We start from the raw sequence: 25,070 nt of genomic DNA, 5'->3' as shown, positions 1-25,070 counted from the left end.
TATGAAAGCAGACGTACAATATAACGATTTCGTAGGAACAGCCGCCGCAGATATTTCTGATTACTTAGGAACAAAATTTGGTGATGACATAGAAAGTATTGGAAAATATTTTAACATTGACACCAGCAGATTTCAAGTATTAGGATTATCTTTATATGGAGTTGAATCTAAATTCATCAGTCTATTTTGTCTTGATAAAATAAGAAGTAAAAAAGGTAATGATTTCATAACAAAAATGTCAGTTCCAATTCAAGAAGAAGATAAAAATGATATTTTAGAAATTCTCTTCAAAAGACTACATATAGTTTTACACTCAAAATTCGATGATAGATTTGAAAAACTTGATTATAATGAAGAGTCTCATTTCGAAGATTTCCACGAAACAAATGAATAAATTATGATACATAATTTATTCATTTAATTATCAACCCAATAATTTATTTTTCAACTTATTAAACTGATATTCTATCTTATCCAAACAAAGATTTCCGATACTTCCTTGATGTGTATGATTTAAATTTCCAATTTCAAAATCAAAATCGTTATTTTCAATCTCCTGACCTACTTTCACATACGCATCACGGAATGAACTTCCATTTTTCACTTCTTCATTGATCTTTTCTACGCTGAAAAGATATTTATACTTTTCATCTTCCAAAATTCCGTCTCTCACCTGAATATTGGGTAATGTGTAGCTCAAAATTTCAAGACATTCTTTTAAAGAATCAATAGCTGGGAAAAGAATTTCTTTTGTCAACTGCATATCTCTGTGATAGCCGGAAGGAAGGTTATTTGTGAGCAAAATAAATTCATTCGGCAAAGCCTGTATTCTGTTGCAACGCGCACGAACCAGCTCAAAAATATCCGGATTTTTCTTGTGTGGCATGATGCTGCTTCCTGTGGTAAATTCCTTTGGAAAACTGATGAAATCGAAATTCTGGCTTAAATACAGACAAACATCGTAAGAAAATTTCCCTAATGTTCCGGCTAAAGTCGCCATTGCCATCGACAGCATTTTCTCAGACTTTCCACGCGTCATCTGAGCGTAAACCGAATTGTAATTCATCGACTGAAAGCCTAAATTATATGTTGTGCTTTCACGGTCAATCGGGAAAGACGAACCATAACCTGCCGCAGAACCCAATGGATTTTTATTGATGATATTTTTAACTGAAAACAACATTTCAACATCATCCAACAACGCTTCTGCATAAGCTCCAAACCACAATCCGAATGAAGAAGGCATCGCAATCTGCAAATGCGTGTATCCCGGAAGCAAAACATTTTTATGCTTTTCCGCCAGTTTAATTAATATCTGAAAGAATTCGTCAGTTAATGCTGTCAATTCACGGATTTCATCTAATAAATACAATTTGATATCCACTAAAACCTGATCGTTTCTGGAACGCGCCGTGTGAATTTTCTTTCCGGTATCGCCCAATTTTTCAATTAAAATCGATTCAATCTGAGAATGAATATCTTCCGCATTCTTATCGATTTGAAAGATTCCGTTTTCGATATCGTCTAAAATTTCTTTTAAAACAAATAACATTTGCTCTGATTCTTCAACAGAAATAATCCCGACTTCCGACAACATTTTGCAATGCGCCATTGAACCTTTGACATCGTATTTTGCCAAACGTTCATCAAAATCAAGATCCTTCCCAACTGTGAATGTATTGACTAATATATTGGTGGTGTTATTGTCTTTCTGCCATATTTTTTTCATAAAATTTCTTTTTTGTTTTTAAAATTTTCTTTTGTCTTGAAATCGAAGATTCGACGTAGTCAAACAAAAGAAACAAAAATTGCCTCCATAAATTCGGCGAATGTTATTTCAAGACTGGAAACTTTCGCTAAAAAATATTTTTATTCTCTAAAAATCCCAAAACTCGTGCGAATTGAATATTGGTTTCTTCGATTTGATATTTCCGTCGCACTCAAACAGTGGGATTTTCTTAACGTTCATAAAACTATTTCTCTTAACGCTTCATTTTCCTAGGTCGATATTTTTATGCTTCATAGACTTCCATCATCAATCTCCCCGCTTCCAGCCTATAAAATCTTTTCCAAAATTTTGATATAAATTTCAATACCTTCCGCGATTTCTTCAATGAAAATAAATTCATCCGCCGTGTGAGAACGCCTGCTGTCTCCGGGTCCCAATTTTACAGAAGTGCAGGGAATGATTGCCTGATCCGATGATGTTGGCGAACCATACGTTGTCCTCCCGATTTCCAAACCTGCTTTTACAAAAGGATGATCCATTTCAATTTTAGAAGAATTCAGCCTGAAAGATCTTGCCGTTAAAGTAGATTTTATCTGCGACTGGATGATTTCAAATACCTCTTTATTAGAATATTCGTCTGTAACTCTTACATCCAAAGTGAAAGTACAGGACTCCGGAACGACATTATGCTGAACTCCGGCATGAATTCCTGACAATGTCACTTTAATCTCACCCAAATAATCCGAAACTTTTGGGAATTTGAAATTTAAAATTTTCTGCAAATCTTCCATGCATTTCACAATAGAATTATCATTGTTTGTATGAGCGGCGTGAGAAGGAGTGCCTTTCATTTCACCATCAATTACCAAAAGTCCTTTTTCTGCAATCGCCAGATTCATCTGCGTGGGTTCTCCTACAATGGCTAATTTGATATTGGGTAATTGGGGAAATAAGGCTTCGATCCCGTCAAAACCTGAAATCTCCTCCTCTGCCGTCAAAGCTATAATTAAGTTATATTGTAAATTTTCTTTTTCATAAAAGTGTAAAAAAACCTGCGCCATGGAAACCAGAGAAGCTCCCGCATCATTACTTCCCAGTCCGAATAATTTTCCATCTTTTTCAATCGGAACAAACGGATCCAAAGTATATGCTTTGTTGGGTTTTACGGTATCGTGATGTGTATTCAGCAAAATTGACGGTTTGAAAACATCAAAATTTTTATTTACCGCCCAAACGTTATTTTTAAAACGTTTTGTAGGAATCTGATGTTTTTTGAAAAAATTTTCAATTTCCACGGACGTATTAAATTCATCTTTGCTGAATGAAGGAATCTCAATCAGTCTTTTTAATAATTCAACAGCGTTATCCCGCAATTCTTCTTTGCTATAAACAGATTTCAGTTCCTGCATGATGGTTTTCTATATGGTTTTTCAGTTCAGTTTCTTTAATGAGAAATACTTTATTGACATTATTTTTAACCGCTCCTAAAGCATTTTCAAGTTTGGGAAGAATTCCTTTATGAAGTTTTCCATCCTCTTTTAGGGCTGAAAATTCTTCTTCGGAAATATTTTTAATAACAGATTCAGGATTGTTCACATCTTCTAAAACTCCTTCTTTATCAAAGCAGTATAACAATTCAACATCATATTTTATGGATAAAGCCTGTGCAATTACCGAAGCGATTGTATCTGCATTGGTATTGAAAAGGTGTCCTTTTTTATCGTGGGTAATTGCCGAAAATACAGGAACCAATTCCAGTTTCAGCAATTTTGAAATTAATTTTCTGTTCACGCTTTTCTCTGTGATATCTCCCACAAATCCGAAATCTATTTCGGCGTGTTCTCTTTTTTTGGCTTTAATTAAATTCGCATCCGCACCAGAAAATCCAATGGCTTTGCATTTTTTCTGCTGAAGTTTTGCTACAATATTTTTGTTGATTCCTCCCGCATACACCATTGCAACAATATCCAACGTATCTTTATCGGTTATTCTTCTTCCGTTTACGAGCTTCTGTTCAATTCCCAGTTTATCGGCTAAAGTTGTTGCCAGTTTTCCTCCTCCATGTACCAGAATTTTCTTTTCCTGAATTTCAGAAAACTGCTCTAAAAACTGTTCTAATAATTCCTCGTTATCAATTAATGCTCCGCCAATTTTTATGATGTATAATTTTTCTTTCATTACAAATCTTTTTTGGAAACCTCATAGGTTTTAAAAACCTATGAGGTTTGATTTATTAAGAATTCAATTCATCTAAGATTTCAGAAAAAACAGCCTGTGCGGAGAAAATTCGGTTTTTTGCCTGCTGATAAATGATCGAGTTTTCACCATCCATCACCTCATCACTCAGTTCCAAATTTCGGCGGACAGGAAGACAATGCATAACCTTTGCCTGATTGGTATTTACTAATTTTTCATTCGTCAGCATCCAGTTTTCTTTCACTTCAGGCATTTTAGCATAATCATCAAAAGACGACCAATTTTTAACATAGATAAAATCGGCATCTTTCAATGCTTCTTCCTGATCATAAATAATCTTCACATCTTTTGTAAAGTTTTTATCTAAATCATACCCTTCCGGATTGGCGATGACAAAATCTACATCCATTTCCTGCATCCATTCTGCGAAAGAATTTCCCACCGCATGAGCAATCGGCTTGATATGAGGCGCCCACGTTAAAACTACTTTCGGTTTACGGTTTACACTGAGCTTGTCGAAGTGCCAGTTTTCGGTAATGGTGATGCAATCTGCTAAACTTTGCAAAGGATGACGTGTCGCAGATTCAAGAGAAATAACTGGAACTTTCGCATGTTGCTCAAACTGGCTGAGAATGCTTTCATTCACATCATCTTCCTTGCTTTTCATTCCTGCAAAACAACGAACTGCAATAATATCGCAATACTGATTTAAAACTTCAATTGCGTCTTTGATATGTTCCACCGTATCGCCGTTCATTACTGCACCGTCCGCAAATTCCAGATTCCATGCTTCCTGTGCTGCATTTAAGGTTAAAACATTTAATCCTAAATTCTGAGCCGCAATCTGACTGCTTAAACGGGTTCTCAAACTTGAGTTTAAAAATACAAGTCCAATAGTTTTTCCTTTTCCTTTTTCGGGTTCCGAAAGAGGATTTTCTTTAATTTGTAATGCTTTTTTTATAATGTGCTGTAAGTTTTCAACGTCACTTACAGAGGTGAATTTTTTCATTTTGAATTGATTTTAAAGATTTTTTATCTTACATATTATGTTGAGTTTTTAACGCTATGATCGCAAAGTTTTTTAAAATTAAACTTGAAAATATTTTTCGTTCGCAATGGCGTTTCACTCAGCAATTGAAAGTTGTGTTTGTCATTCTGACGAAGGAAGAATCTAAATTTTCATTGTATCAGTTCAGATTCCTGCGGAATGACAAACTTTGCACTAAATTTAATTTCAAATAAACTTTCTCAGCTTTCTTTAATATCTTAGCGCTTAAATATTCTCCAATACTTCTTTCAAAGCATTAATAAAAAGATTGGTTTCTTCTTTCTTAATGTTAAGTGCCGGAAGAATCCTTAAGACCGCTTTATCATTAGAGTTTCCTGTGAAAATATGATGATGGTACAACAGGCTATTCCTCACTTCCGAGCAGTCTCTGTCGAGTTCAATCCCAATCATCAAGCCTTTCCTTCGGATGTTTTTGATATGTGGAAAATCTTTAATTTCATTTTCAATGTAAGTGCCCATTTCCTGAGCATTTTCGATAAGATTTTCATCTTTCATGACGTCTAAAACCGCAATTGCCGCTACACAAGCTAAGTGATTTCCGCCAAAAGTCGTTCCCAATAAACCATTGCTTGCCTGAAACTTCGGGTGAATCAAAACGCCGCCAATCGGGAAACCATTTCCCATTCCTTTTGCCGTGGTGATGATATCTGCTTCAATCCTAAATTCCTGATGGGCAAAGAAATAGCCACTTCTTCCGTATCCCGACTGAACTTCATCCAAAATCAAAACAGCATTGTATTTTTCGCATAATTCTTTGATTTTAGTTAAAAATTCAACCGTTGGAATCATAATTCCGCCAACCCCTTGAATTCCTTCAATGATGACGGATGAAATTTCATTTCCCTGTTTTTCAAAAACTTCTTCAAGCTGTTCGATATTGTTCCATTCAGATTTAATGAATCTTTCATCATAATTCACCGGAGCTACAATTTTGGGATTGTCCGTTACCGAAACGGCTGCCGAAGTTCTTCCGTGAAATGAACCGGAAAAATACAGCACTTTATTTTTTCCATTGTGGAAAGAAGCCAGTTTTAAAGCATTTTCGTTCGCTTCTGCTCCTGAATTACATAAAAACAAATTGTAATCTTCTAAACCTGAAATTTTCCCCAATTTTTCAGCCAATTCAGTTTGCAATTCATTCTGAACTGAATTTGAATAGAAAGATATTTTATCTAATTGATTTTTTAATTGAGTCTGATAATGGGGATGATTGTGCCCAATAGAAATCACCGCATGACCTCCGTAAAAATCAAGATATTTTTCTCCTTTATCGTCCCAGAGAAATGATCCCTTCGCTTTTACAGGATTGATGTTGAATAATGGGTATACGTTGAATAAATTCATGTCTATTTATAAATGATAATTGATGTTTGATGAATGATTCATCTTCTTATATTTTTCTTTTGCCTTGAAATCGAAGATTATCTCCTTTCAGTTGATGAATACTATTTCGATGTAGTCAAACAAAAGAAACAAAAGTTCAAGACTTGGAAACTTCCGCTAAAAAATATTTTTGTTCTCTAAAAATTCTAAAACTTGCGCGAAATCAGCATTTGTTTTTCGGTTCTACATTTGTTTCGCGATTCAAACAGTAGAATTTTCTTAACGTTCATAAAATTATTTTTCTTAACGCTCCATTTTCCTAAGTCATTTTTGATTGAGCTTTTAAAACGCAATCGGTTTTAAGTTTAATCCTAAATTTTCTTCCCAGCCCATGGCAATATTCATGTTTTGAACCGCCTGTCCGGAAGCACCTTTCAACAAATTGTCAATCGCTGAGTGAATGACCGCAACATTCCCACATTTTTCAACCTGTATCACACAGCGATTGGTATTGACAACCTGCTTTAAATCAATTGCTTTTTCGCTTACCTGTACAAAAGGTTCATCTGCATAAAAATCTTCAAACAACTGATATATCTCTGAAAGTTCTAAATCTGTCTTTATTGTGGAACTCGTAAAAATTCCTCTGGCAAAATCTCCCCTCCATGGAATAAAATTAAGACTAACTTCCTGGTTATTAAAAGAAATTAATTGCTGTAAAATCTCATCCACATGTTGGTGTGTTAAAGTTTTATACGCTGAAATATTATCGTTCCTCCATGTAAAATGCGTGGTTGCCTGCAAAGACTGACCTGCGCCTGTTGAACCTGTAATTCCTGTTGTGTAAACCTCATTTAACAAACCTTTTTTTGCTAACGGAAGTAAAGCCAGCTGAATTGCCGTTGCAAAACATCCCGGATTCGCAATACTTTTCGCTCCTGAAAGTTGTTTTTTGTTGATTTCAGGCAAACCGTAGATAAAATTTCTGTTGGCGAAATTTCCATCCAAACGAAAATCATTTCCTAAATCAATAACCAACGTTGAATCTTTTATAGGATTTTGAGCCAGCCAATTCTGACTTTCTTTGTGAGGAAGGCATAGAAACAGAATATCAACATCTTCAGGCTGATCCGTCAAGACCATTTCACAAACCGTCGCTAAATCCGAGTACAAATCTGAAATCTTTGTTCCCGAATTCGAACGACTATATAAAAAACGCAAAGACACATGAGGATGAAAAGCCAGCAGACGAACCAGTTCGCTTCCTGTATAACCGTTGGCGCCAATAATTCCTGCTGTTTTGTTAATTTCAATCATTTTTATTCTTGTCCATAGGTTTCACCTACGGCTACTTTTATTGAATCCTTCGGATTCTATGTTTATGTTGATCCTTTTTAATCCATAGGTTTCACCTACGGCTATTCATATTGAACCCTGCGGGTTCATTTTGCGCCCAAATTTTCGCAGCCCGACTTGAGTGGAAATCCTTTTTTGCTTGGAATTCAAGTTCTATTGAATCTGAAATCGTCTTGCAAAAAAGATTGGGAGCGGAAGGCGGATAAAGCTGCCCAAATTTTATTTATTAATCTGATGGTATATATTTAAAGAATTGCTTACAATCTTTGTGTAGCCTTTCACATCTTCGCCTGTCCACGCCCTGTTTGCTTCTCCGTAGCTTCCGAATTTGTCTGACATCAAATCGTGTTCAGATTCAATTCCGTTTAAGATAAATCGATAAGGATGAAGGGTTACAAATACTTTTCCGCTGACTGCTTTTTGAGAATCAATAAGAAAAGACTCAATATTTCTCATCACAGGATCTAAGAAAAGTGCTTCGTGAAGCCAGTTTCCGTACCAGTCTGATAATTGGGATTTCATCATTTGCTGATATTTTGAAAGCGTATGCTTTTCCAATAAATGATGCGATTTGATAATCACTGAAGCCGCTGCCGCCTCGAAACCTACTCTTCCTTTGATTCCGACAATGGTATCTCCTACGTGAATATCACGACCGATTCCATAAGCCGAAGCCAATTCTTCAATTTTCTGAATTGCATAAACAGAATGTTCAAATTTTTCGCCATTTACTGCTACAACTTCACCATTTTTAAACTCAATTTCTATTTCGGAAGGTTGATTTTCTTTAATTTGTGACGGAAAAGCTTCTTCAGGAAGATAATTTCTTGAAGTCAGCGTTTCCTTTCCGCCAACTGAAGTTCCCCAAAGTCCTTTATTGACAGAATATTGTGCTTTCTGAAATTCCATTTCGTAACCGTGACTTTTCAAGAATTCAATTTCTTCTTCACGGGAAAGAGCCATATCACGAATGGGCGTAATGATCTCTACATTCGGACACATTACCTGAAAAATAAGATCAAAACGAACCTGATCGTTTCCCGCTCCCGTACTTCCGTGCGCAATTGCATCCGCGCCGATTTCAATCGCATATTTTGCAATTTCCTGCGCCTGAATGGTACGCTCCGCACTTACAGACAGAGGATAGGTATTGTTTTTCAGAACATTACCGAAAATCAGATATTTTACACAAGAATTGTAATAATCTTCCTGAGCATCAACGCACCTGTATTCTTTTACCCCAAGATTCAGGGCTTTTTTCTCCAGTTCTTTTTCTTCATTTTTGGAAAAACCTCCGGTATTTACAGTCACTGCATACACCTCATATCCAATTGTTTCACTCAAATATTTGGCGCAGTAAGAGGTATCCAGACCTCCGCTAAATGCTAAAACTACTTTCTTGCTCATTATTGTATCTGTTTTCAGACTGATTATTTTCAGTGCTGTTTTTTGTATTATCGGGAACGAAAAGCATTGCTGTGCAAAGACAGTTTCTCCGTTCTTTTTTCATTAAAATATCATAATTGACGCAGCTTTTACAGCCGTTCCAGAATTCTTCATCCTGTGTTAATTCAGAATAGATAACGGGTTTATATCCTAAATCGCTGTTGATCTTCATAACCGCCAAACCGGTAGTTAATCCGAAAATTTTAGCATCTGGGTATTTTTTTCGGGACAAAGCGAAGACCTTATCCTTGATTAAGGTTGCCACTCCCAAATGCCTGAATTCCGGAGAAACTATAAGTCCTGAATTGGCAACAAACTGTCCGTGAGACCATGTTTCTATATAACAGAAACCTACCCACTTTCCTTTATCAGTGGCAACTACAGCGTTACCTTCAGTAATTTTTTTACTGAGATACTCGATGGAACGTTTGGCAATCCCCGTTCCTCTGCGCTGTGCAGAATCGTACATTTCCTGCTGTATTTCACTCACATACTTCAGATGTATGGATGAGGAAACTTCTATTTCCATTTATTTATCTAAATTTTTTGGCAAATTTAAAATATAATTTCTTTAATAAGCAAATAAAAAAGATAATTTTATTGCATTAAATTAATATACAGGTAATTTTATCTTTACATGAATTTAATATTTTGCTAAATTATTATATATTTGCTAAAAAGATATAGCTATGGAAAATCGCTGTCCGAAATGCAACACAGACAAAGTGGTTAAAAGCGGAATTGTAAACAACAAGCAACGCTTTTTATGTAAAGACTGCAACTATTATTTTACTGTGAAAAAACTTGGGAAACAAATAGATGATTACTATGTAACCAAAGCATTACAGCTGTATCTTGAGGGTTTAAGTTTCCGTGAAATTGAAAGAATTATTGGTGTCTCGCACGTTACGATCAGTTCGTGGATTAAGAAATACAATATTACAAGACCTCCTCATTCTGAATTTCATCCGGTGTATAAAATCCTAAAACAAAATGAACTGATTGAATATATGAGTAAAGAAGAAAATCTGAAGAATTCAGGATTAATTATCACACAGTTTGCAGACAAATATATGCTGATAAAATGGGAAAGGTTTAAGAAGTAGATTCAGAAGTTATAAGTTATTAATTATAAATTTTGAGTTCTAATGAAATAGAATTTATTCATTTAAAAATATAATAATCAAAACATTAATTATCAATTTAATTTAAAAAACATGATTTATAAGAACAGTTTTTCAGCTCAAAATTCATGATTTAAAATTAAAAAATATACTATTACCAATTATATATATTAAATTTTTGTAATTAAATTATTAATTCCAATTTGGCTTTCACAAAATAAAAGCCAAAAAATTAATAATTTATGAAGAAAATATTAAGTTTTATTGGATTAGCTTTAATCAGCAGTTCTTTATACTCACAAGGTTCTCCGGATTATGGAAGCGGTTTAAAAATAAATCTAAATCCTAACGGAGATAAATATGTACGATTTATTCTATGGGATCAGTTCTGGATCAGAAATTCAGACATGAATCCCGGAAGTATGGTCGGCGGTGAAGCTACCGACAATACCTGGAACTTAGGAAACCGAAGAGCACGTATTTTGGCGTATGCACAGATCAGTAAAAGATACATGATTCTTGCGCACGTCGGTATAAATAATCAAACTTTCATCAACGGCGGAGCAACCGGAACATCAGGAACGGGAAGCTACGGAAACGGTAAAAAACCTCAGCTTTTCTTTCATGATGCATGGAATGAATATGCTGTTATATTACCGGGAGAAGCAGGAAAATTCAGTCTTACTTTAGGAGGAGGACTTCATTATTACATGGGACTTTCCCGTATGACGATGGCTTCAACATTAAATTTTCTTACAGTAGACTCCCCTATTTTCAGTTGGCCTCTGATTGATAATTCGGATCAGTTTGCACGACAGATGGGAGTTTTCGCCAAAGGAAAATATGGAAATTTTGAGTACAGAATGAGTCTGAATAAACCATTTGCAACCGATCTTACTCCAGCTAACACTTTAAATCCTGATAATTCAGTTGCAGTTGACAACAACGGAAACCCAAATTGGTCTAAGGCAGGTTATTTTGAATATCAGTTCTTAGATTCAGAATCGAATACACTGCCGTATAAAGTAGGCTCTTATCTGGGAACCAAAAAGGTTTTCAATCTGGGTGCAGGTTTTTATCATCAAAAAGACGGAACGAGAACTTCAGTCAATTCAAATATTGAAAAACATAATATAACATTACTTTCCGCCGATGCTTTTGCAGATATTCCTTTGGGAAATGCTAAAAATAAAATGGCTGTTTCTGCTTACGCAGGTTATTTTAACTATCAATTCGGACCTAATTATGTAAGGAATCTGGGAATCATGAACGTTGCAGCCAATGATCCCAACTTTGTCGGGCAACGTGCAATAGCCGGACCGGGAAATCTACAGCCAATGATAGGTACAGGTGACATCATCTACGCTCAGGCGGGATTATTACTACCAAGTCAGGCCGAAAAGCCAAAAATCAGAATTCAGCCGTTCGCAGCTTATACTCACAAAAATTTTGATGCTTATGAGAAATCTTCTTCTCAGTTTGATGTAGGAGCCAACTGGTTTTTAGATGGTCATCATGCAAAGGTTACCACTCAATATTCTACAAGACCTGTTTACACAAGTCCGACTGAAAGCCCGACTTCCAAAGGAGAGTTTATTATCCAGCTCCAAATTTATCTCTAAAATTTCATTCTTAATTAAAAATAAAATCTAGTAATATGAACCAGCAACATCACGACAGCTACGAGAATATGACTGAAAAGCAGAAAAACCGCACCATCTGGAGCGTTATTACAGCGTCATCTCTCGGAACCCTTATAGAATGGTATGATTTCTATATTTTTGGAAGTCTCGCCATTGTTTTGGCAACCAAATTTTTCCCTGCAGACAATCCTACCGCAGCATTTTTATCTACATTGGCAACTTTTGCGGCAGGTTTTGTCGTAAGACCATTCGGAGCTTTATTCTTCGGAAGACTAGGAGATATTATTGGCAGAAAATATACTTTTCTGGTCACTTTATTAATTATGGGCTTCTCAACATTCCTGATCGGATGTATTCCCAGCTATGAAACTATCGGATTCTTAGCACCTGTTTTGGTTTTAATTTTAAGACTTTTACAAGGTCTGGCTTTAGGAGGTGAATACGGTGGTGCAGCAACGTATGTCGCAGAATATGCACAGCCACACAGAAGAGGTTACTGGACATCGTGGATTCAGACTACCGCTACAGCAGGACTTTTTATCTCTCTGATTGTTATTCTTGTTACGAAAAGTTCACTTTCAGCAGAAGAATTTGACACTTGGGGATGGAGAGTTCCGTTCTGGATTTCGATTCTTATGGTGGGTGTTTCTTATATCATCAGAAAAAACATGAAAGAATCTCCTTTGTTTGCAAAAGCTAAAAGTGAAGGAAAAACTTCAAAAAATCCTTTAAAAGAAAGCTTCGGAAATAAATTTAATTTCAAATTTGTTTTGCTTGCCTTATTTGGAGCAGCAATGGGACAGGGAGTAATCTGGTACACCGGACAATTCTACGCCATGAGCTTCCTTCAAAAAGTGATGAATGTAGAATCTGCACAGGTAGATTCTTTGATGGCAACCGCATTGTTTTTAGGAACTCCGTTTTTTGTGTTTTTCGGATGGCTGTCTGATAAAGTAGGAAGAAAAGCGATTATGATGACTGGGATGCTGATTGCTATTTTAGCGTACAGACCGATTTATGATGCTATGTACAAAAGCATTAATATCGAAGCTAAAACAGTTGCCGATAATGGCATTACTGAAAACAGAACCGCCAAAGTTCATAAAGAAATTGCAGCAGACAGTCTGATCACTTTCCATAAAGAAACAGTTTATACCGACGGAACTTTAATTAAAAAAGACAGTATTGTTCATTGGTCAATCAACGGTCCGGTAATGAAGGATGGAAAAGCTGAAGAACCTAAAGTATCAAAATCCGTTACCTTAAGTGACAGCACAAAATGGTATCTTGTTTTCCTTATCTTTATTCAGGTGATTTTTGTTACGATGGTTTATGGTCCTATTGCAGCATTTCTTGTAGAAATGTTCCCGGTGAGAATCCGTTATACATCGATGTCTCTTCCGTATCACATTGGTAATGGCGTATTTGGAGGCTTACTTCCTGCGGTTGCAACCTATTTGGTAACCACAGGTAAAGATGCGGGACACGCAACGTGGTATCTCGAAGGTCTTTGGTATCCTATCGGTGTTGCAACAGTCTGTTTGGTCATCGGAATGTTTTATCTTAAAAACAAAAACAATAATATCCACGACAAATAGCTTATTTAATCAAAATTCACTAATTTTAAAACTACGAAAATGGACGGACTAAAAAAAATATTAGGCATTGTTTGGATTTTAATTGCTCTTGCTGTTGCCTATTTTGGGATCACAGTGATGGGAATCCCTAAACTCGCCTCAGGAAAGCAGGAAGATCTTGTATTTGGTATCATTATACTTTTTGTATTGGTACCCATTGTCTCCGGTGGAATGGCAATTTTCGGATATTACTCTTTGATAGGAGAATATTCTGACGATAAGTAAATTAAATGTTAGATGATAATTGATGAATGATTCTATTCATCAATTATCTTTCTGATCAATGTTTACCAATTATAATAAATTCATCATTCCATCATGAAAAAACGTCACGAACAAAAACTGATTATCCTGTGTATAGGTCTGCTGATTGCTTTCAGTATTCCTGTTTCCCTACTTTTCAACAGCGAGAAAGAGGTTTTAGGTTTTCCAAGAATTCTGGTGTATGTTTTTTCTGTCTGGATGATTTCTATTATGATTTCTTTCTTCATTGTAAAAAAATATGATGAGTAGTTTCGCATTATTTACTGTTGTTCTTATTTATCTGGCTCTTCTGTTTCTTGTTGCGTATTTTGCTGAGAAGAAAAAAAGTAAGTTCTGGATCAATAATCCATACATCTACGCTTTGTCTCTTGCTGTATATTGTACTGCATGGACGTATTATGGAAGCATTGGCGTTGCTGCGACAAGCGGACTCAATTACCTTACTATTTATATTGGTCCGGTTATCATTATTCCGGCATGGATTTATATCAACACAAGGATTGTCCGTATTTCAAGAATCAACAAAATAAGCAGTCTTGCAGATTTTATCTCTTTACGATACGGAAACAGCAGAAGTTTCAGCGCTATTATCACTTTGGTGTGTATTTTAGCAATTATTCCATATATCGGATTACAGATAAGAGCAATTTCCGAAACCTTTCATTTGGTAACAGAAACGGCAATATCTAAAAACATTTTAAATGACAGTGCAACCTTTGTCGTTGTTTTAATTGCGGTATTTTCTTCATATTATGGAACTAAATATGTAGATGCATCAGAAAAAAGATCAGGAATTATTTCAGCAATAGCTTTAGAAAGTTTTCTTAAACTGTTTTTCATTATTATTTTAGGTTTATTTGTTATTTATTTCTCATTTGACGGATTTTCAGATCTTTACAGCAAGGCAAGTAAATTTCCTGATTTTAAGGCTAAAAATACTTTCAATGGTGTGGAAGGCGCCATGAACTGGATGGTTCTCAGTATGATTTCCGGAACAGCAATCTGTATTCTTCCAAGACAGTTTCATACGGCTATTGTAGAAAACAGACAGGAAAAACACATCAAAACAGCCATTTGGTTTTTCCCATTGTATTTATTGGTTTTCACTGTTTTTATTTTTCCTATTGCATGGGGCGGAAGATTGCTTTTTGATGGTCAGAATGTAAATCCGGAATTCTATTCTATTTTAATTCCGCAGTATTTTGATAATACTTTAATCACCGTTTTGGTATTTCTTGGTGGTTTAAGTTCATCAATTTCGATGATTATTATATCATCAATTACCTTATCCATCATGCTTTCCAACAACCTCATTATTCCTTACGGATTATTGGGCAAATTTAAAGCTGAAAATGAAACTCAAAATACAAGAAACATTACCAATATTCGAAAGTTTTCAATTTTCGGACTGATTATTTTAGCTTTTGTCTTTTATAAATATTTCATTCTGAAAACTTCGCTCGATTCTGTGGGATTGATTTCTTTTGTCGTTATCGCACAGTTGGCTCCTGCATTTTTCGGAGCCATATTCTGGAGAAGAGGAAGTTATAAAGGAGCAATTACCGGACTTTTAGCAGGTTTAATTATCTGTTATTTCGGCTTAATTATTCCACAGTATTATTTTTCTTACAATCAGGATCTGAAGGGTATTTTACGAAATATGTATGATGCTTTCCAGTTCTTTGATATAACATTTTTAGACCGTATTCCGGAAATTTTCTTTTGGTCTATTTTGGTAAACACAGGTTTATTCACGATTTTATCGGTAAGCATGAAAGGAAACTACCGTGAAAGAAATTTTGCCGAACTATATGTTGATATTGATAAATATATCCAAAATCATGAAAATGCTTTTATATGGAGAGGAACGGCTTATGTTTCGGATATTAAAAATATTCTGGAACGTTTTTTAGGTAAAAAGAAGACCGAACAGGCAATGCGGATCTTCAATATCAAATACAATATTGATACTCAGGAAGAAACCGCAGACTCAAGATTTATCAAATTTTCTGAAAATCTTCTGGCAGGAAGAATTGGGACTGCTTCTGCAAAAATTTTAATTGAAGGCGTTACCAAAGAAGATAAAATTTCTTTGAAAGAAGTTTTAAATATTCTTGAAGAATCTAAAGAAAACATCATTCTGAATAAAAAACTGACCGAAAAATCTGAAGAACTCAAACAGCTTTCTCATGATCTTACTGCAGCGAATGAAAATTTAATCATCAAAGACCGACAGAAAGATGACTTTTTAGATTCTGTTGCCCACGAATTGCGGACTCCGATTACAGCCATTCGTTCAGCAGGAGAAATTTTAGCCGATGACGACGATATTCCTTTAGAAATTAAAAGAGAATTTTTAAACAATATCATCACTGAATCTGACCGCTTAAGTGAAATTATTAATGATATTCTGTATCTGGATAAACTCCAGCATGGCGAAATTGCTTTGCACATTCAGAAAAACAATATTCTGGAAACGTATAAAAGAGCATTGAATCCTATTATCCATCTTATTCAACAGAAAAACATTCATATAAGTGAAGTCAATCTTCTTAATCATTATTTATTTGAATATGATGAAGCAAGAATGATTCAGTTATTTCAGAATATCTTAGGAAATGCTTTGAAATTTACAGATGAGCAGGGAACTATTCAGACCAAATTTTTTGAAAAAGATAATGATCTCAACATAGCGATTTTCAATACCGGAAAACATATTCCCGAAGAAGATCTTGAGCTTATTTTTGATAAGTTTTATCAATCAAAGAACCAAAACATAAGAAAACCTTCCGGAAGCGGTCTTGGGCTTGCTATTTCAAAAAGAATCGTAGAAGCACATTCCGGAACCATAAAAGCAGAAAACAGCGGATTGGGTGTGACATTTACAATTGCTCTGCCAAAAGAAGATAAGGGATGAGAGAACCCAAAGGGTTCAATTTAAATAGCCGTAGGTAAAACCTATGGAAATAAATAAACACAAATGAGAAGATGGGAACGTATCGACAAATATTTTATCATATTGTTTTTGGAACCAAACATCGGGAACAAACAATTAATGAAGAAAATGAATCAGAACTTTACAAATATATTTGGGGAATTTTAAGAAATAAAAAATGTAAATTATATAGAATTAATGGAATGCCGGATCATATCCACATCTTTTGTGATCTGCATCCAAATGTAAATCTCAGCAACCTTGTAAAAGATATAAAAGTTGCAACCAATTTGTGGATGAAAGAATCGGGATTATTTCCTGAATTCTCAGGATGGCAGGAAGGATACGGAGCATTTACCTATTCATTAAAGGATAAAGAAACAATAATAAATTATATAAAAAATCAAAAACATCACCATAAAACAGAGACTTTTGATGATGAATTTAAAAAGCTTTTAACAGAACATGGAATCGATCCGGAATTAAATTAATAAAATTCAACCCTTACGGGATGGTATGATGCGAATCATTATTCCTTAGGTTTCACCTACAGCTATTTAAATTGAACCCTTCGGGTTCCCCAAAAGAAACAAATAAAAACAATGCAGTTGAACAATAAGACAACCACAATATGAAGAAGATAATCATTGCTGATGACGAGCACAAAATATTAATGTCGCTGGAATACAGCTTTAAGAAAAATGGATACGACGTATTTATTGCGAGGGACGGAACAGAAGTTTTGGAATTTCTGAAAACAATGACGCCTGATGTCATTTTACTGGATATTATGATGCCGAATCTTGATGGATACAGTACCCTGGAACTAATAAAACAGGATGAAAAACTGAAAGATACAAAAGTAATTTTCCTAAGTGCCAAAAACAATCCGAAAGATATTGAAAAAGGGCTGGAAATGGGAGCCGATGCTTACGTTACAAAGCCTTATTCAATAAAAAAACTCATGCAGCAAATAGAAGAAATGTTTTAATACATTTTCCACACCGTCATTGCGAACGAAGTGAAGCAATCTCAACAAAGTATTAAAAGATTATTTCGTCACTACGCTCCTCGCAATGACAAAAACATAAAAACTATTATGAATACAGATATTTTATTTAAGCAAAGCATAGAAGACAAAGAGAATTTCTGGAAAGAACAGGCTCAGGAAATCAGTTGGTTTGAATTCCCGAAAACCATTACTTCTAATGACGAAAACCAATACAACCAGTGGTTTCCGGACGGAAAACTCAATATGTGCTATTTATGTATTGATAAACATATTGAAGATGGTTTTGGAGATCAGGTTGCGGTTATTTACGATTCTCCCGTAACGAACCAAAAGCAAACCTACACCTTCAATGAAACCAAAGAAGAAATTTCAAAATTGGCGGGAGGATTAATTTCTTTAGGCTTAAAAAAAGGCGATACTGCTGTCATTTATATGCCGATGATTCCGCAGACTTTGTTTTCCATGCTTGCCTGCGCGAGAATCGGAGTGATCCATAATGTGGTTTTCGGAGGTTTTGCACCGAATGAACTGGTAGTGAGAATTGACGACTGTAAACCAAAAGCATTAATTACAGCAACCGCTGGAGTTGAGATTGCAAAAAGAATTCCTTATCTGCCTTTAGTAGAAAAAGCGATCGAACTGGCACAGGATAAGGTGGATCACATCATTGTGTACAACAGAAAATTAGTTGACAATCAACATGAAATGTTTGATGGGTTAATTGATTACGAAAATCTGGTTCAGAATTCAGAACCAGCAGATTGTGTTTCGGTGGAATCCACTCACCCGCTCTATTTGCTGTATACCTCCGGAACGACCGGAAAACCAAAAGGCGTTGCAAGAGATACGGGAGGTTACGCAACCGCGCTAAAGTTTTCGATGAAATATATTTATGGAATCGAACCGGGGGAGACTTTTTGGGCAGCTTCCGATTTCGGATGGGCAGTTGGTCACAGTTATACCGTTTATGGTCCTTTAATCAACAGAAATTCAACGATTATTTTTGAAGGAAAACCCATTATGACGCCCGATTCAGGAACATTTTGGAGAATTATTTCCGAATATAAAGTGGCAGCAATGTTTACCGCTCCAACAGCAATCAGAGCCATCAAAAAAGAAGATCCGAACGGAGAATTGGTGAAAAAATATGATTTAAGCCATTTCAAAAAGCAGTTTTTAGCAGGCGAAAGATGTGATGTCGCCACTCTGGACTGGTTTGCTGAACACATCGGCGTTCCGGCAATCGATCACTGGTGGCAGACAGAATCCGGTTCGCCAATGCTGGGTTTAATGACTTTTAATGACGACTACAAAATCAAAAGAGCTTCCGCAGGAAAACCAATTCCGGGCTATGATATTAAAATTTTCGATGAAAACGGCTATGAACTGGATGCGCATCATGAAGGTTATTTAGTTATAAAATTACCACTTCCACCAGGATCTTTATTAGGAATCTGGAATGATTATGACCGTTTTGAGAAAAGCTATCTCTCGCAGTACAAAGGCTATTATTTTTCCGGAGACGGAGCCATAAAAGATGAAGACGGCTATATTTTCATTACCGGAAGAGTGGATGATGTCATTAATGTTGCAGGACACCGCCTTTCCACTTCCGAAATGGAAGAAATTGTTTCCTCTCATCCCGATGTTGCAGAATGTGCCGTAGTCGGAATTGATGATGAACTGAAAGGACAGATTCCTTTTGCAACAGTCGTTTTAAAAAACGGATCTGCTGTTTCTGAAGATCAGGTAGAAAAAGACATCGTAAAAACAGTCCGCGAAAAAATAGGCGCTGTTGCCTGCCTTAAAAATGTGATGGTTGCAAAACGCTTACCTAAAACACGCTCTGGAAAAATTTTAAGAAAGCTGATCAGAACTTTACTGGACGGAAAAGAATTTCAGATTCCTTCGACGATTGATGACGAAAAGATTATTGAAGAGATTCAGGAGAAAATTGGAGAATACAGAGCATAAATTGAAATCATAATGTTGAAAATAGTAAAAGCAAATCCTGAAGACGATAAGATTTTAACCGAAATAACCAAAAAATCAAAAGCACATTGGGGATATTCGGATGAACAAATGGAAGAATGGTCGCAAGATTTAACGATAAGTAAAGATTATATCAAAAAAAGTGAGGTATATAAATTATCATTAAATAATAAAATTATTGCTTACTACTCTTATTTTAATTTTAATGAAAATACTGTAAAACTTGACAATTTATTCGTTGTTCCTGAAGAAATGCGAAAAGGTTATGGAAAAATACTTATGAACGATCTCATGAATAAAACTAAGAAAGAAAAAACAGCAAAGATAATTTTGGAAGCTGATCCCAATGCAGAGAAATTTTATGAAGGTTTCGGATTTCTAAAAATCAGCCAGATTGAAACATCAATAAAAAATCGGTTTTTACCCGTTATGGAACTAAAATTATAGATCAAATTATTCATGATTTAGGCTTACATAAAAAACAAAAAACTCCGCACATTGTGTATTAAGACAATAATTTAAATAATAAAATAAATTTTAAAAAGAAAAATATGAGAAACTATCAGATAGAAAACCTACCGCAATATTTTGAAGAGTATAAAAAATCGATCAAAAATCCTAAAAAATTCTGGGATAAAATTGCAGATGAAAATTTCGTGTGGTATCAGAGATGGAGCAAGGTCGTAAAATACGATATGAATGAAGCCAAAATTTCGTGGTTTAAAAATGCTAAACTAAATATTACTAAAAACTGCATCGACAGACATTTAGCGGTAAGAGGCGATAAAACAGCAATCATCTGGGAACCGAACGATCCAAAAGAAGAAGCACAGCATATTTCTTACAACGAACTCTATAAAAGAGTGAACAAAACCGCGAATGTTCTTCGTGAAATGGGCATCGAAAAAGGCGACAGAGTCTGCATCTATCTTCCGATGATTCCGGAATTGGCTATCACTATGTTAGCTTGTGCAAAACTGGGAGCCGTTCATTCCGTTATTTTCGCAGGATTTTCGGCATCGGCAGTTTCTTCAAGAGTAAATGACTGTGGTGCAAAAATGGTCATCACCTCAGACGGAAGCTACAGAGGAAACAAAGTTTTAGATCTTAAAAGCATTGTAGACGAAGCTCTGGAAAAAACGCCAAGTGTAGAAAAAGTTTTGGTAGTAAAAAGAACCAATAATGAAGTAAAAATGAAGGAGCATAGAGATTTCTGGATGGAAGATCTTTACGAAAACGCCTCTCCGGATTTCGTTACCGTAATTATGGATGCAGAAGATCCGCTGTTCATTCTGTACACTTCCGGTTCTACAGGAAAACCTAAAGGAATGCTTCATACCTGCGCCGGATACATGGTTTACACTGCGTATACTTTTAAAAATGTATTCAATTATAAAGAAAACGACATCTATTGGTGTACTGCAGATATTGGCTGGATTACAGGACATTCCTACATCCTTTACGGACCGCTTTTAAACGGTGCGACCACTGTTATTTTCGAAGGCGTTCCTACATATCCTGAACCGGACAGATTCTGGGAAGTGATTGAAAAACATAAAATTACACAGTTTTATACAGCTCCGACTGCCATTCGTTCTCTGGCTAAAGAAAGTTCAGAATGGGTAGACAAACACGATTTAAGCTCGTTAAAAGTGATCGGTTCTGTTGGTGAACCGATCAACGATGAAGCCTGGCATTGGTTTAACGATCATGTCGGAAAGAAAAAATGTCCGATTGTTGATACCTGGTGGCAAACTGAAACCGGAGGAATTATGATTTCGCCACTTCCATTCGTTACGCCTACAAAACCAACCTACGCAACGCTTCCTTTACCGGGAATTCAACCCGTCTTGATGGATGATAAACGCAATGAAATTACAGGAAATCAGGTTACAGGAAATCTTTGTATCCGTTTTCCGTGGCCGGGAATTGCAAGAACTATTTGGGGAGATCATCAAAGATACAAGGAAACGTATTTTACGGCTTTTCCAGGGAAATATTTCACAGGAGACGGTGCTTTGCGGGATGAGGTTGGCTATTACAGAATCACAGGTCGTGTAGATGATGTAGTGATTGTTTCCGGACATAATCTGGGAACCGCTCCTATTGAAGACAGCATTAATGAACATCCTGCAGTTGCAGAATCAGCGATTGTTGGTTTCCCGCACGATATTAAAGGAAGCGCACTGTATGGTTTTGTTATTCTGAAAGAATCCGGAGAAAGCAGAGATAAGGACAATCTGAAAAAAGAAATTAATCAACTGATTTCAGACCAGATCGGTCCGATTGCTAAGCTTGATAAAATACAGTTTGTTTCCGGACTTCCGAAGACTCGTTCAGGAAAAATTATGCGTAGAATCTTAAGAAAAATCGCTGAAGGAGATTTCAGCAATTTTGGAGACATCACCACTTTGTTGAATCCTGAAATCGTTGAAGAAATCAAAAACGAAAGGATTTAAAATCCGTTCAGATATAAACATTAAACTCTGCTGCTGAGCAGAGTTTTTTATTTGCGAAAATAGACAACATCTTAAATTTTATTAATTTTTTATAGATAAAATAAAATATTATAAATTTTATTAAAAATTTTTTAATGATATTAAAATTATTACTACCTTTAGATACCAAAACAAAAGTAATATGTCGAGTATCTTAGCAGGAATGTTCAGCCATCAGAATGATTACAAAAAACTCGAGCTGGAACTGGAAAGTTCAGGCATTCGGGATTCCGAGTATATTGTTTATCTTAGTGAGGATCATAACTCCCAGTTGTTGGTGAGTGTAGAAATAAAGAACAGAGATCTGACCGAAAAAATCAGGCACATTTTTGATCAGAATCAGGTTCTTAAGACTTATTTATTTGAAAACATGAGTATCAAACAGGCTTCGTACAGTCATCTTAAAAAACTGATAGATGCACGGTGCAAAGCCGAAATTCACAACAGCCCGAATGTCAGAATAAAAGTTCAGCATGATGGAATTACCTCTGAAGTGAAAGCCTAAAAAACTAACCAAAAGATAAAAACTTTTAACCGGAGTCCGTAGATATTTTTCTGCGGATTTTTTGTTGTATAACCCGGGAAAATCCTTATTTTTTCGTACTTTCGTTCCAATAAAGCTTTTACACAGATGAGTTACGATTTGGAGCAAGAAAACAAAGAAATTTTAGCACGATATAAAGACCTGATTTCTAATACATACAGGACTTTGGATGAGGAAAACAACAAGCTTATCCGTAAGGCTTTTGATATTGCGCTGGATGCGCACAAAGATCAGAGGAGAAAATCGGGCGAACCCTATATATACCACCCTATCGCAGTTGCAAAAATTGTTGCAAAAGAAATCGGTCTGGGTGCTACTTCTATTGCCTGTGCATTACTGCATGATGTGATTGAAGATTCCGATTATACGTATGAAGATTTAAAAAAGATATTCGGAGAGAGAATTGCAGGTATTGTAAACGGTCTCACGAAGATTTCTATTATGAATCATCAGAATATTTCTGTGCAGTCTGAAAATTACAGAAAACTTTTGCTGACTCTCTCAGAAGATTTCAGAGTAATTCTGATCAAAATTGCAGACCGTCTTCATAATATGAGAACTCTGGAAAGCATGGCACCCGATAAGCAGAAAAAAATTGCTTCTGAAACGGTGTATATTTATGCCCCAATGGCTCACAGACTGGGATTGTACAACATAAAATCTGAACTGGAAGATCTTTCTCTGAAATATAATAACCCCGAAGTTTACAGCGAAATCACCGAAAAACTTGAACTGGCAAAAGAAAATCGGGAAAGATATATTGAAGAATTTAAAAAAGAAGTTTCCGAAAGGCTGCAGGAAGAAGGTCTGAATGTAAGCATTAAAGGCCGTGCGAAAGCAATTTCTTCTATTTACAGAAAAATGCTGAAACAAGGTGTTCCGTTTGAGGAAGTTTTTGATAATTACGCCATTAGAATTATTTACAAATCAGATGCGAAAAACGAAAAGTTCCTTGCCTGGAAAATTTATTCTATTGTAACCGACGTATATCACAGCAATCCCTCCCGAATGAGAGACTGGATCACACAGCCCCGTTCCACAGGATATGAAAGTTTACACCTTACCGTTTTAGGTCCTGATAAAAAATGGATTGAGGTTCAGATCCGTTCGGAAAGAATGGATGATATTGCCGAAAAAGGTGTTGCCGCACATTACAAATACAAAGAAGGCTACAAACAAAGTCATGATGACAGGAACTTTGAGAAATGGGTAACAGAGATCCGTGAAGTTCTTGAACAGCAGCAAAATCTTACTACCACAGAATTATTAGACAATATAAAACTAAATCTTTATTCTAAAGAGGTTTTTGTTTTTACGCCAAAAGGGGAAATTAAGATTCTTCCGACCAATGCAACAGCGCTTGATTTTGCATTTTCGGTACATACCGATCTGGGAATGAAATGTTTGGGAGCCAAAATCAACGGAAAGCTTGTTCCAATTTCTTATGTATTGCAAAATGGAGATCAGGTAGATATTTTATCTTCACAAAATCAAAAACCAAAATTTGACTGGCTGGATTTTGTGGTGACTTCAAAAGCAAAATCTAAAATAAAAAGTTTCCTTAATTCTCAGAAAAACTCTTTTGTAGAAGAAGGTAAAGAAATTTTGCAAAGAAAGCTTCGCCATGCAAAAATTAATTTTAATGATGAGGAAATCAACAAACTTCAGAAATTTTTTAATCTTAAAAGTTCGCAGGAATTATTTCTTAAATTTCAGACCAATGAGCTTGATGCAAGCAGTCTGAGAAAATATATTGAAAGCAAAAACGTATTCAACAATCTGCTTTCGCGATTCAAGAGAACTTCCAACAAAAATCCGAACTACGAAGACTCAAAAGAAATAAATCTCGACATGATTGTCTTCGGAAAGGATGAAGAAAAACTCAATTATACGTATGCTAAATGCTGTACGGTGATTCCGGGAGATAAAATTTTCGGATTTATTACCATTTCCGAAGGCATTAAGGTACATAATGACAACTGCCCGAATGCGATCAACCTCAGAGCTCAGTATGATTACAGGGTAATTCCTGCAAAATGGGTAAATGAGGAAAGTTTTAAAAACCGTATCAAAATAGAGATTGAAGGACTCGACAGGATGGGAATGATTAATGACATTACCACCGTTATCAGCGGCGCTATGGGAATGGATATGAAAAGTATGTCTATAGAGTCTAATGACGGAATTTTTACCGGAACCATCAATCTAGAAGTAAAACACAAAGGTCAGCTTGAAGAAACCTTTAAAAAACTGAAAGCCATCGACGGAATTTCCCGTATCAGAAGGCTGTAAAATCATAAGA

22 protein-coding genes are annotated in these 25,070 nt (G+C 35.7%); 14 read left to right on the top strand and 8 right to left on the bottom strand.

Going from position 1 to position 25,070, the window contains the following annotated elements:
* Position 1 precedes the first annotated feature (1 nt).
* Positions 2-394, top strand: a complete 393-nt coding sequence (locus AC0NBN_RS03615; protein WP_160811645.1) for a hypothetical protein — start codon at positions 2-4, stop codon at positions 392-394.
* A 30-nt stretch (positions 395-424) separates the two neighbouring features.
* Here AC0NBN_RS03615 and argH read toward each other — a convergent pair whose 3' ends face one another.
* The 8 genes from argH to AC0NBN_RS03575 all read right to left on the bottom strand — a co-directional run bounded on the left by argH (position 425) and on the right by AC0NBN_RS03575 (position 9,648).
* On the bottom strand, positions 425-1,729 hold the full coding sequence (gene argH, locus AC0NBN_RS03610) for an argininosuccinate lyase (RefSeq protein ID WP_160811644.1): 1,305 nt from the start codon (positions 1,727-1,729) through the stop codon (positions 425-427).
* Between the two features lie 326 nt (positions 1,730-2,055).
* Entirely contained in the window at positions 2,056-3,138 is a 1,083-nt protein-coding gene (locus AC0NBN_RS03605) for a M20 family metallo-hydrolase (protein WP_160811643.1), read from the bottom strand.
* Positions 3,113-3,907 carry an acetylglutamate kinase gene (gene argB, locus AC0NBN_RS03600; protein ID WP_160811642.1) on the bottom strand — a complete coding sequence of 265 codons (795 nt, stop codon included), beginning with the start codon at positions 3,905-3,907 and terminating at the stop codon, positions 3,113-3,115. Before argB ends, AC0NBN_RS03605 begins: the two co-directional genes overlap by 26 nt.
* Before the next feature lie 55 nt (positions 3,908-3,962).
* A complete protein-coding gene (locus tag AC0NBN_RS03595) occupies positions 3,963-4,934 on the bottom strand; it encodes an acetylornithine carbamoyltransferase (RefSeq protein ID WP_160811641.1) in 972 nt (323 codons plus the stop codon).
* Between the two features lie 264 nt (positions 4,935-5,198).
* A complete protein-coding gene (locus AC0NBN_RS03590) occupies positions 5,199-6,338 on the bottom strand; it encodes an aminotransferase class III-fold pyridoxal phosphate-dependent enzyme (RefSeq protein WP_160811640.1) in 1,140 nt (379 codons plus the stop codon).
* A 321-nt stretch (positions 6,339-6,659) separates the two neighbouring features.
* Positions 6,660-7,634: an N-acetyl-gamma-glutamyl-phosphate reductase gene (argC, locus tag AC0NBN_RS03585; RefSeq protein ID WP_160811639.1), complete on the bottom strand. Its 975-nt coding sequence runs from the start codon at positions 7,632-7,634 to the stop codon at positions 6,660-6,662.
* Positions 7,635-7,892: 258 nt separating this feature from the next.
* Positions 7,893-9,080, bottom strand: coding sequence for an argininosuccinate synthase (argG, locus tag AC0NBN_RS03580; RefSeq protein WP_160811638.1), 1,188 nt, complete (start codon positions 9,078-9,080; stop codon positions 7,893-7,895).
* Positions 9,052-9,648 carry a GNAT family N-acetyltransferase gene (locus AC0NBN_RS03575; protein WP_160811637.1) on the bottom strand — a complete coding sequence of 199 codons (597 nt, stop codon included), beginning with the start codon at positions 9,646-9,648 and terminating at the stop codon, positions 9,052-9,054. Before AC0NBN_RS03575 ends, argG begins: the two co-directional genes overlap by 29 nt.
* 160 nt (positions 9,649-9,808) lie before the next feature.
* On the opposite strand from AC0NBN_RS03575, the gene AC0NBN_RS03570 reads away from it, so the two are divergent.
* The 13 genes from AC0NBN_RS03570 (at position 9,809) to AC0NBN_RS03510 (ending at position 25,060) form a co-directional block, all read left to right on the top strand.
* The gene (locus AC0NBN_RS03570; RefSeq protein ID WP_050379900.1) at positions 9,809-10,225 is read left to right on the top strand and encodes an IS1/IS1595 family N-terminal zinc-binding domain-containing protein; all 417 of its coding nucleotides are present in this window, start codon (positions 9,809-9,811) and stop codon (positions 10,223-10,225) included.
* 260 nt (positions 10,226-10,485) lie between these two features.
* Positions 10,486-11,865, top strand: coding sequence for a porin (locus tag AC0NBN_RS03565; RefSeq protein WP_160811636.1), 1,380 nt, complete (start codon positions 10,486-10,488; stop codon positions 11,863-11,865).
* Positions 11,866-11,900: 35 nt separating this feature from the next.
* Positions 11,901-13,484, top strand: coding sequence for an MFS transporter (locus tag AC0NBN_RS03560; protein ID WP_160811635.1), 1,584 nt, complete (start codon positions 11,901-11,903; stop codon positions 13,482-13,484).
* 39 nt (positions 13,485-13,523) lie between these two features.
* Positions 13,524-13,748: a DUF6814 family protein gene (locus AC0NBN_RS03555; RefSeq protein WP_056014937.1), complete on the top strand. Its 225-nt coding sequence runs from the start codon at positions 13,524-13,526 to the stop codon at positions 13,746-13,748.
* Positions 13,749-13,841: 93 nt separating this feature from the next.
* On the top strand, positions 13,842-14,036 hold the full coding sequence (locus AC0NBN_RS03550) for a hypothetical protein (protein ID WP_059137151.1): 195 nt from the start codon (positions 13,842-13,844) through the stop codon (positions 14,034-14,036).
* Positions 14,029-16,704, top strand: a complete 2,676-nt coding sequence (locus AC0NBN_RS03545) for an ATP-binding protein (RefSeq protein WP_474467088.1) — start codon at positions 14,029-14,031, stop codon at positions 16,702-16,704. Before AC0NBN_RS03550 ends, AC0NBN_RS03545 begins: the two co-directional genes overlap by 8 nt.
* A 71-nt stretch (positions 16,705-16,775) precedes the next feature.
* Positions 16,776-17,213, top strand: coding sequence for an IS200/IS605 family transposase (gene tnpA, locus AC0NBN_RS03540; RefSeq protein ID WP_160811633.1), 438 nt, complete (start codon positions 16,776-16,778; stop codon positions 17,211-17,213).
* Between the two features lie 140 nt (positions 17,214-17,353).
* The gene (locus AC0NBN_RS03535; protein ID WP_087706415.1) at positions 17,354-17,713 is read left to right on the top strand and encodes a response regulator transcription factor; all 360 of its coding nucleotides are present in this window, start codon (positions 17,354-17,356) and stop codon (positions 17,711-17,713) included.
* Between the two features lie 108 nt (positions 17,714-17,821).
* The gene (locus tag AC0NBN_RS03530) at positions 17,822-19,708 is read left to right on the top strand and encodes an AMP-binding protein (protein WP_160811632.1); all 1,887 of its coding nucleotides are present in this window, start codon (positions 17,822-17,824) and stop codon (positions 19,706-19,708) included.
* A 12-nt stretch (positions 19,709-19,720) separates the two neighbouring features.
* The gene (locus AC0NBN_RS03525) at positions 19,721-20,173 is read left to right on the top strand and encodes a GNAT family N-acetyltransferase (RefSeq protein WP_160811631.1); all 453 of its coding nucleotides are present in this window, start codon (positions 19,721-19,723) and stop codon (positions 20,171-20,173) included.
* A gap of 83 nt (positions 20,174-20,256) precedes the next feature.
* Entirely contained in the window at positions 20,257-22,185 is a 1,929-nt protein-coding gene (acs, locus tag AC0NBN_RS03520) for an acetate--CoA ligase (RefSeq protein WP_474467086.1), read from the top strand.
* 181 nt (positions 22,186-22,366) lie between these two features.
* Positions 22,367-22,729, top strand: coding sequence for a hypothetical protein (locus AC0NBN_RS03515; protein WP_160811629.1), 363 nt, complete (start codon positions 22,367-22,369; stop codon positions 22,727-22,729).
* 126 nt (positions 22,730-22,855) lie between these two features.
* A complete protein-coding gene (locus AC0NBN_RS03510; RefSeq protein WP_143883746.1) occupies positions 22,856-25,060 on the top strand; it encodes a RelA/SpoT family protein in 2,205 nt (734 codons plus the stop codon).
* Positions 25,061-25,070: the final 10 nt, after the last annotated feature.

Source organism: Chryseobacterium sp. L12 (assembly GCF_056133985.1).
This window is presented reverse-complemented; position numbering and strand designations above follow the sequence as displayed.

Excerpts from the sequence above, each read along its gene's own strand:
- AC0NBN_RS03615 (WP_160811645.1), top strand. The coding sequence starts at position 2 with ATGAAAGCAGACGTACAATATAACGATTTCGTAGGAACAGCCGCCGCA.
- argH (WP_160811644.1), bottom strand. The coding sequence starts at position 1,729 with ATGAAAAAAATATGGCAGAAAGACAATAACACCACCAATATATTAGTC.
- AC0NBN_RS03605 (WP_160811643.1), bottom strand. The coding sequence starts at position 3,138 with ATGCAGGAACTGAAATCTGTTTATAGCAAAGAAGAATTGCGGGATAAC.
- argB (WP_160811642.1), bottom strand. The coding sequence starts at position 3,907 with ATGAAAGAAAAATTATACATCATAAAAATTGGCGGAGCATTAATTGAT.
- AC0NBN_RS03595 (WP_160811641.1), bottom strand. The coding sequence starts at position 4,934 with ATGAAAAAATTCACCTCTGTAAGTGACGTTGAAAACTTACAGCACATT.
- AC0NBN_RS03590 (WP_160811640.1), bottom strand. The coding sequence starts at position 6,338 with ATGAATTTATTCAACGTATACCCATTATTCAACATCAATCCTGTAAAA.
- argC (WP_160811639.1), bottom strand. The coding sequence starts at position 7,634 with ATGATTGAAATTAACAAAACAGCAGGAATTATTGGCGCCAACGGTTAT.
- argG (WP_160811638.1), bottom strand. The coding sequence starts at position 9,080 with ATGAGCAAGAAAGTAGTTTTAGCATTTAGCGGAGGTCTGGATACCTCT.
- AC0NBN_RS03575 (WP_160811637.1), bottom strand. The coding sequence starts at position 9,648 with ATGGAAATAGAAGTTTCCTCATCCATACATCTGAAGTATGTGAGTGAA.
- AC0NBN_RS03570 (WP_050379900.1), top strand. The coding sequence starts at position 9,809 with ATGGAAAATCGCTGTCCGAAATGCAACACAGACAAAGTGGTTAAAAGC.
- AC0NBN_RS03565 (WP_160811636.1), top strand. The coding sequence starts at position 10,486 with ATGAAGAAAATATTAAGTTTTATTGGATTAGCTTTAATCAGCAGTTCT.
- AC0NBN_RS03560 (WP_160811635.1), top strand. The coding sequence starts at position 11,901 with ATGAACCAGCAACATCACGACAGCTACGAGAATATGACTGAAAAGCAG.
- AC0NBN_RS03555 (WP_056014937.1), top strand. The coding sequence starts at position 13,524 with ATGGACGGACTAAAAAAAATATTAGGCATTGTTTGGATTTTAATTGCT.
- AC0NBN_RS03550 (WP_059137151.1), top strand. The coding sequence starts at position 13,842 with ATGAAAAAACGTCACGAACAAAAACTGATTATCCTGTGTATAGGTCTG.
- AC0NBN_RS03545 (WP_474467088.1), top strand. The coding sequence starts at position 14,029 with ATGAGTAGTTTCGCATTATTTACTGTTGTTCTTATTTATCTGGCTCTT.
- tnpA (WP_160811633.1), top strand. The coding sequence starts at position 16,776 with ATGGGAACGTATCGACAAATATTTTATCATATTGTTTTTGGAACCAAA.
- AC0NBN_RS03535 (WP_087706415.1), top strand. The coding sequence starts at position 17,354 with ATGAAGAAGATAATCATTGCTGATGACGAGCACAAAATATTAATGTCG.
- AC0NBN_RS03530 (WP_160811632.1), top strand. The coding sequence starts at position 17,822 with ATGAATACAGATATTTTATTTAAGCAAAGCATAGAAGACAAAGAGAAT.
- AC0NBN_RS03525 (WP_160811631.1), top strand. The coding sequence starts at position 19,721 with ATGTTGAAAATAGTAAAAGCAAATCCTGAAGACGATAAGATTTTAACC.
- AC0NBN_RS03515 (WP_160811629.1), top strand. The coding sequence starts at position 22,367 with ATGTCGAGTATCTTAGCAGGAATGTTCAGCCATCAGAATGATTACAAA.
- AC0NBN_RS03510 (WP_143883746.1), top strand. The coding sequence starts at position 22,856 with ATGAGTTACGATTTGGAGCAAGAAAACAAAGAAATTTTAGCACGATAT.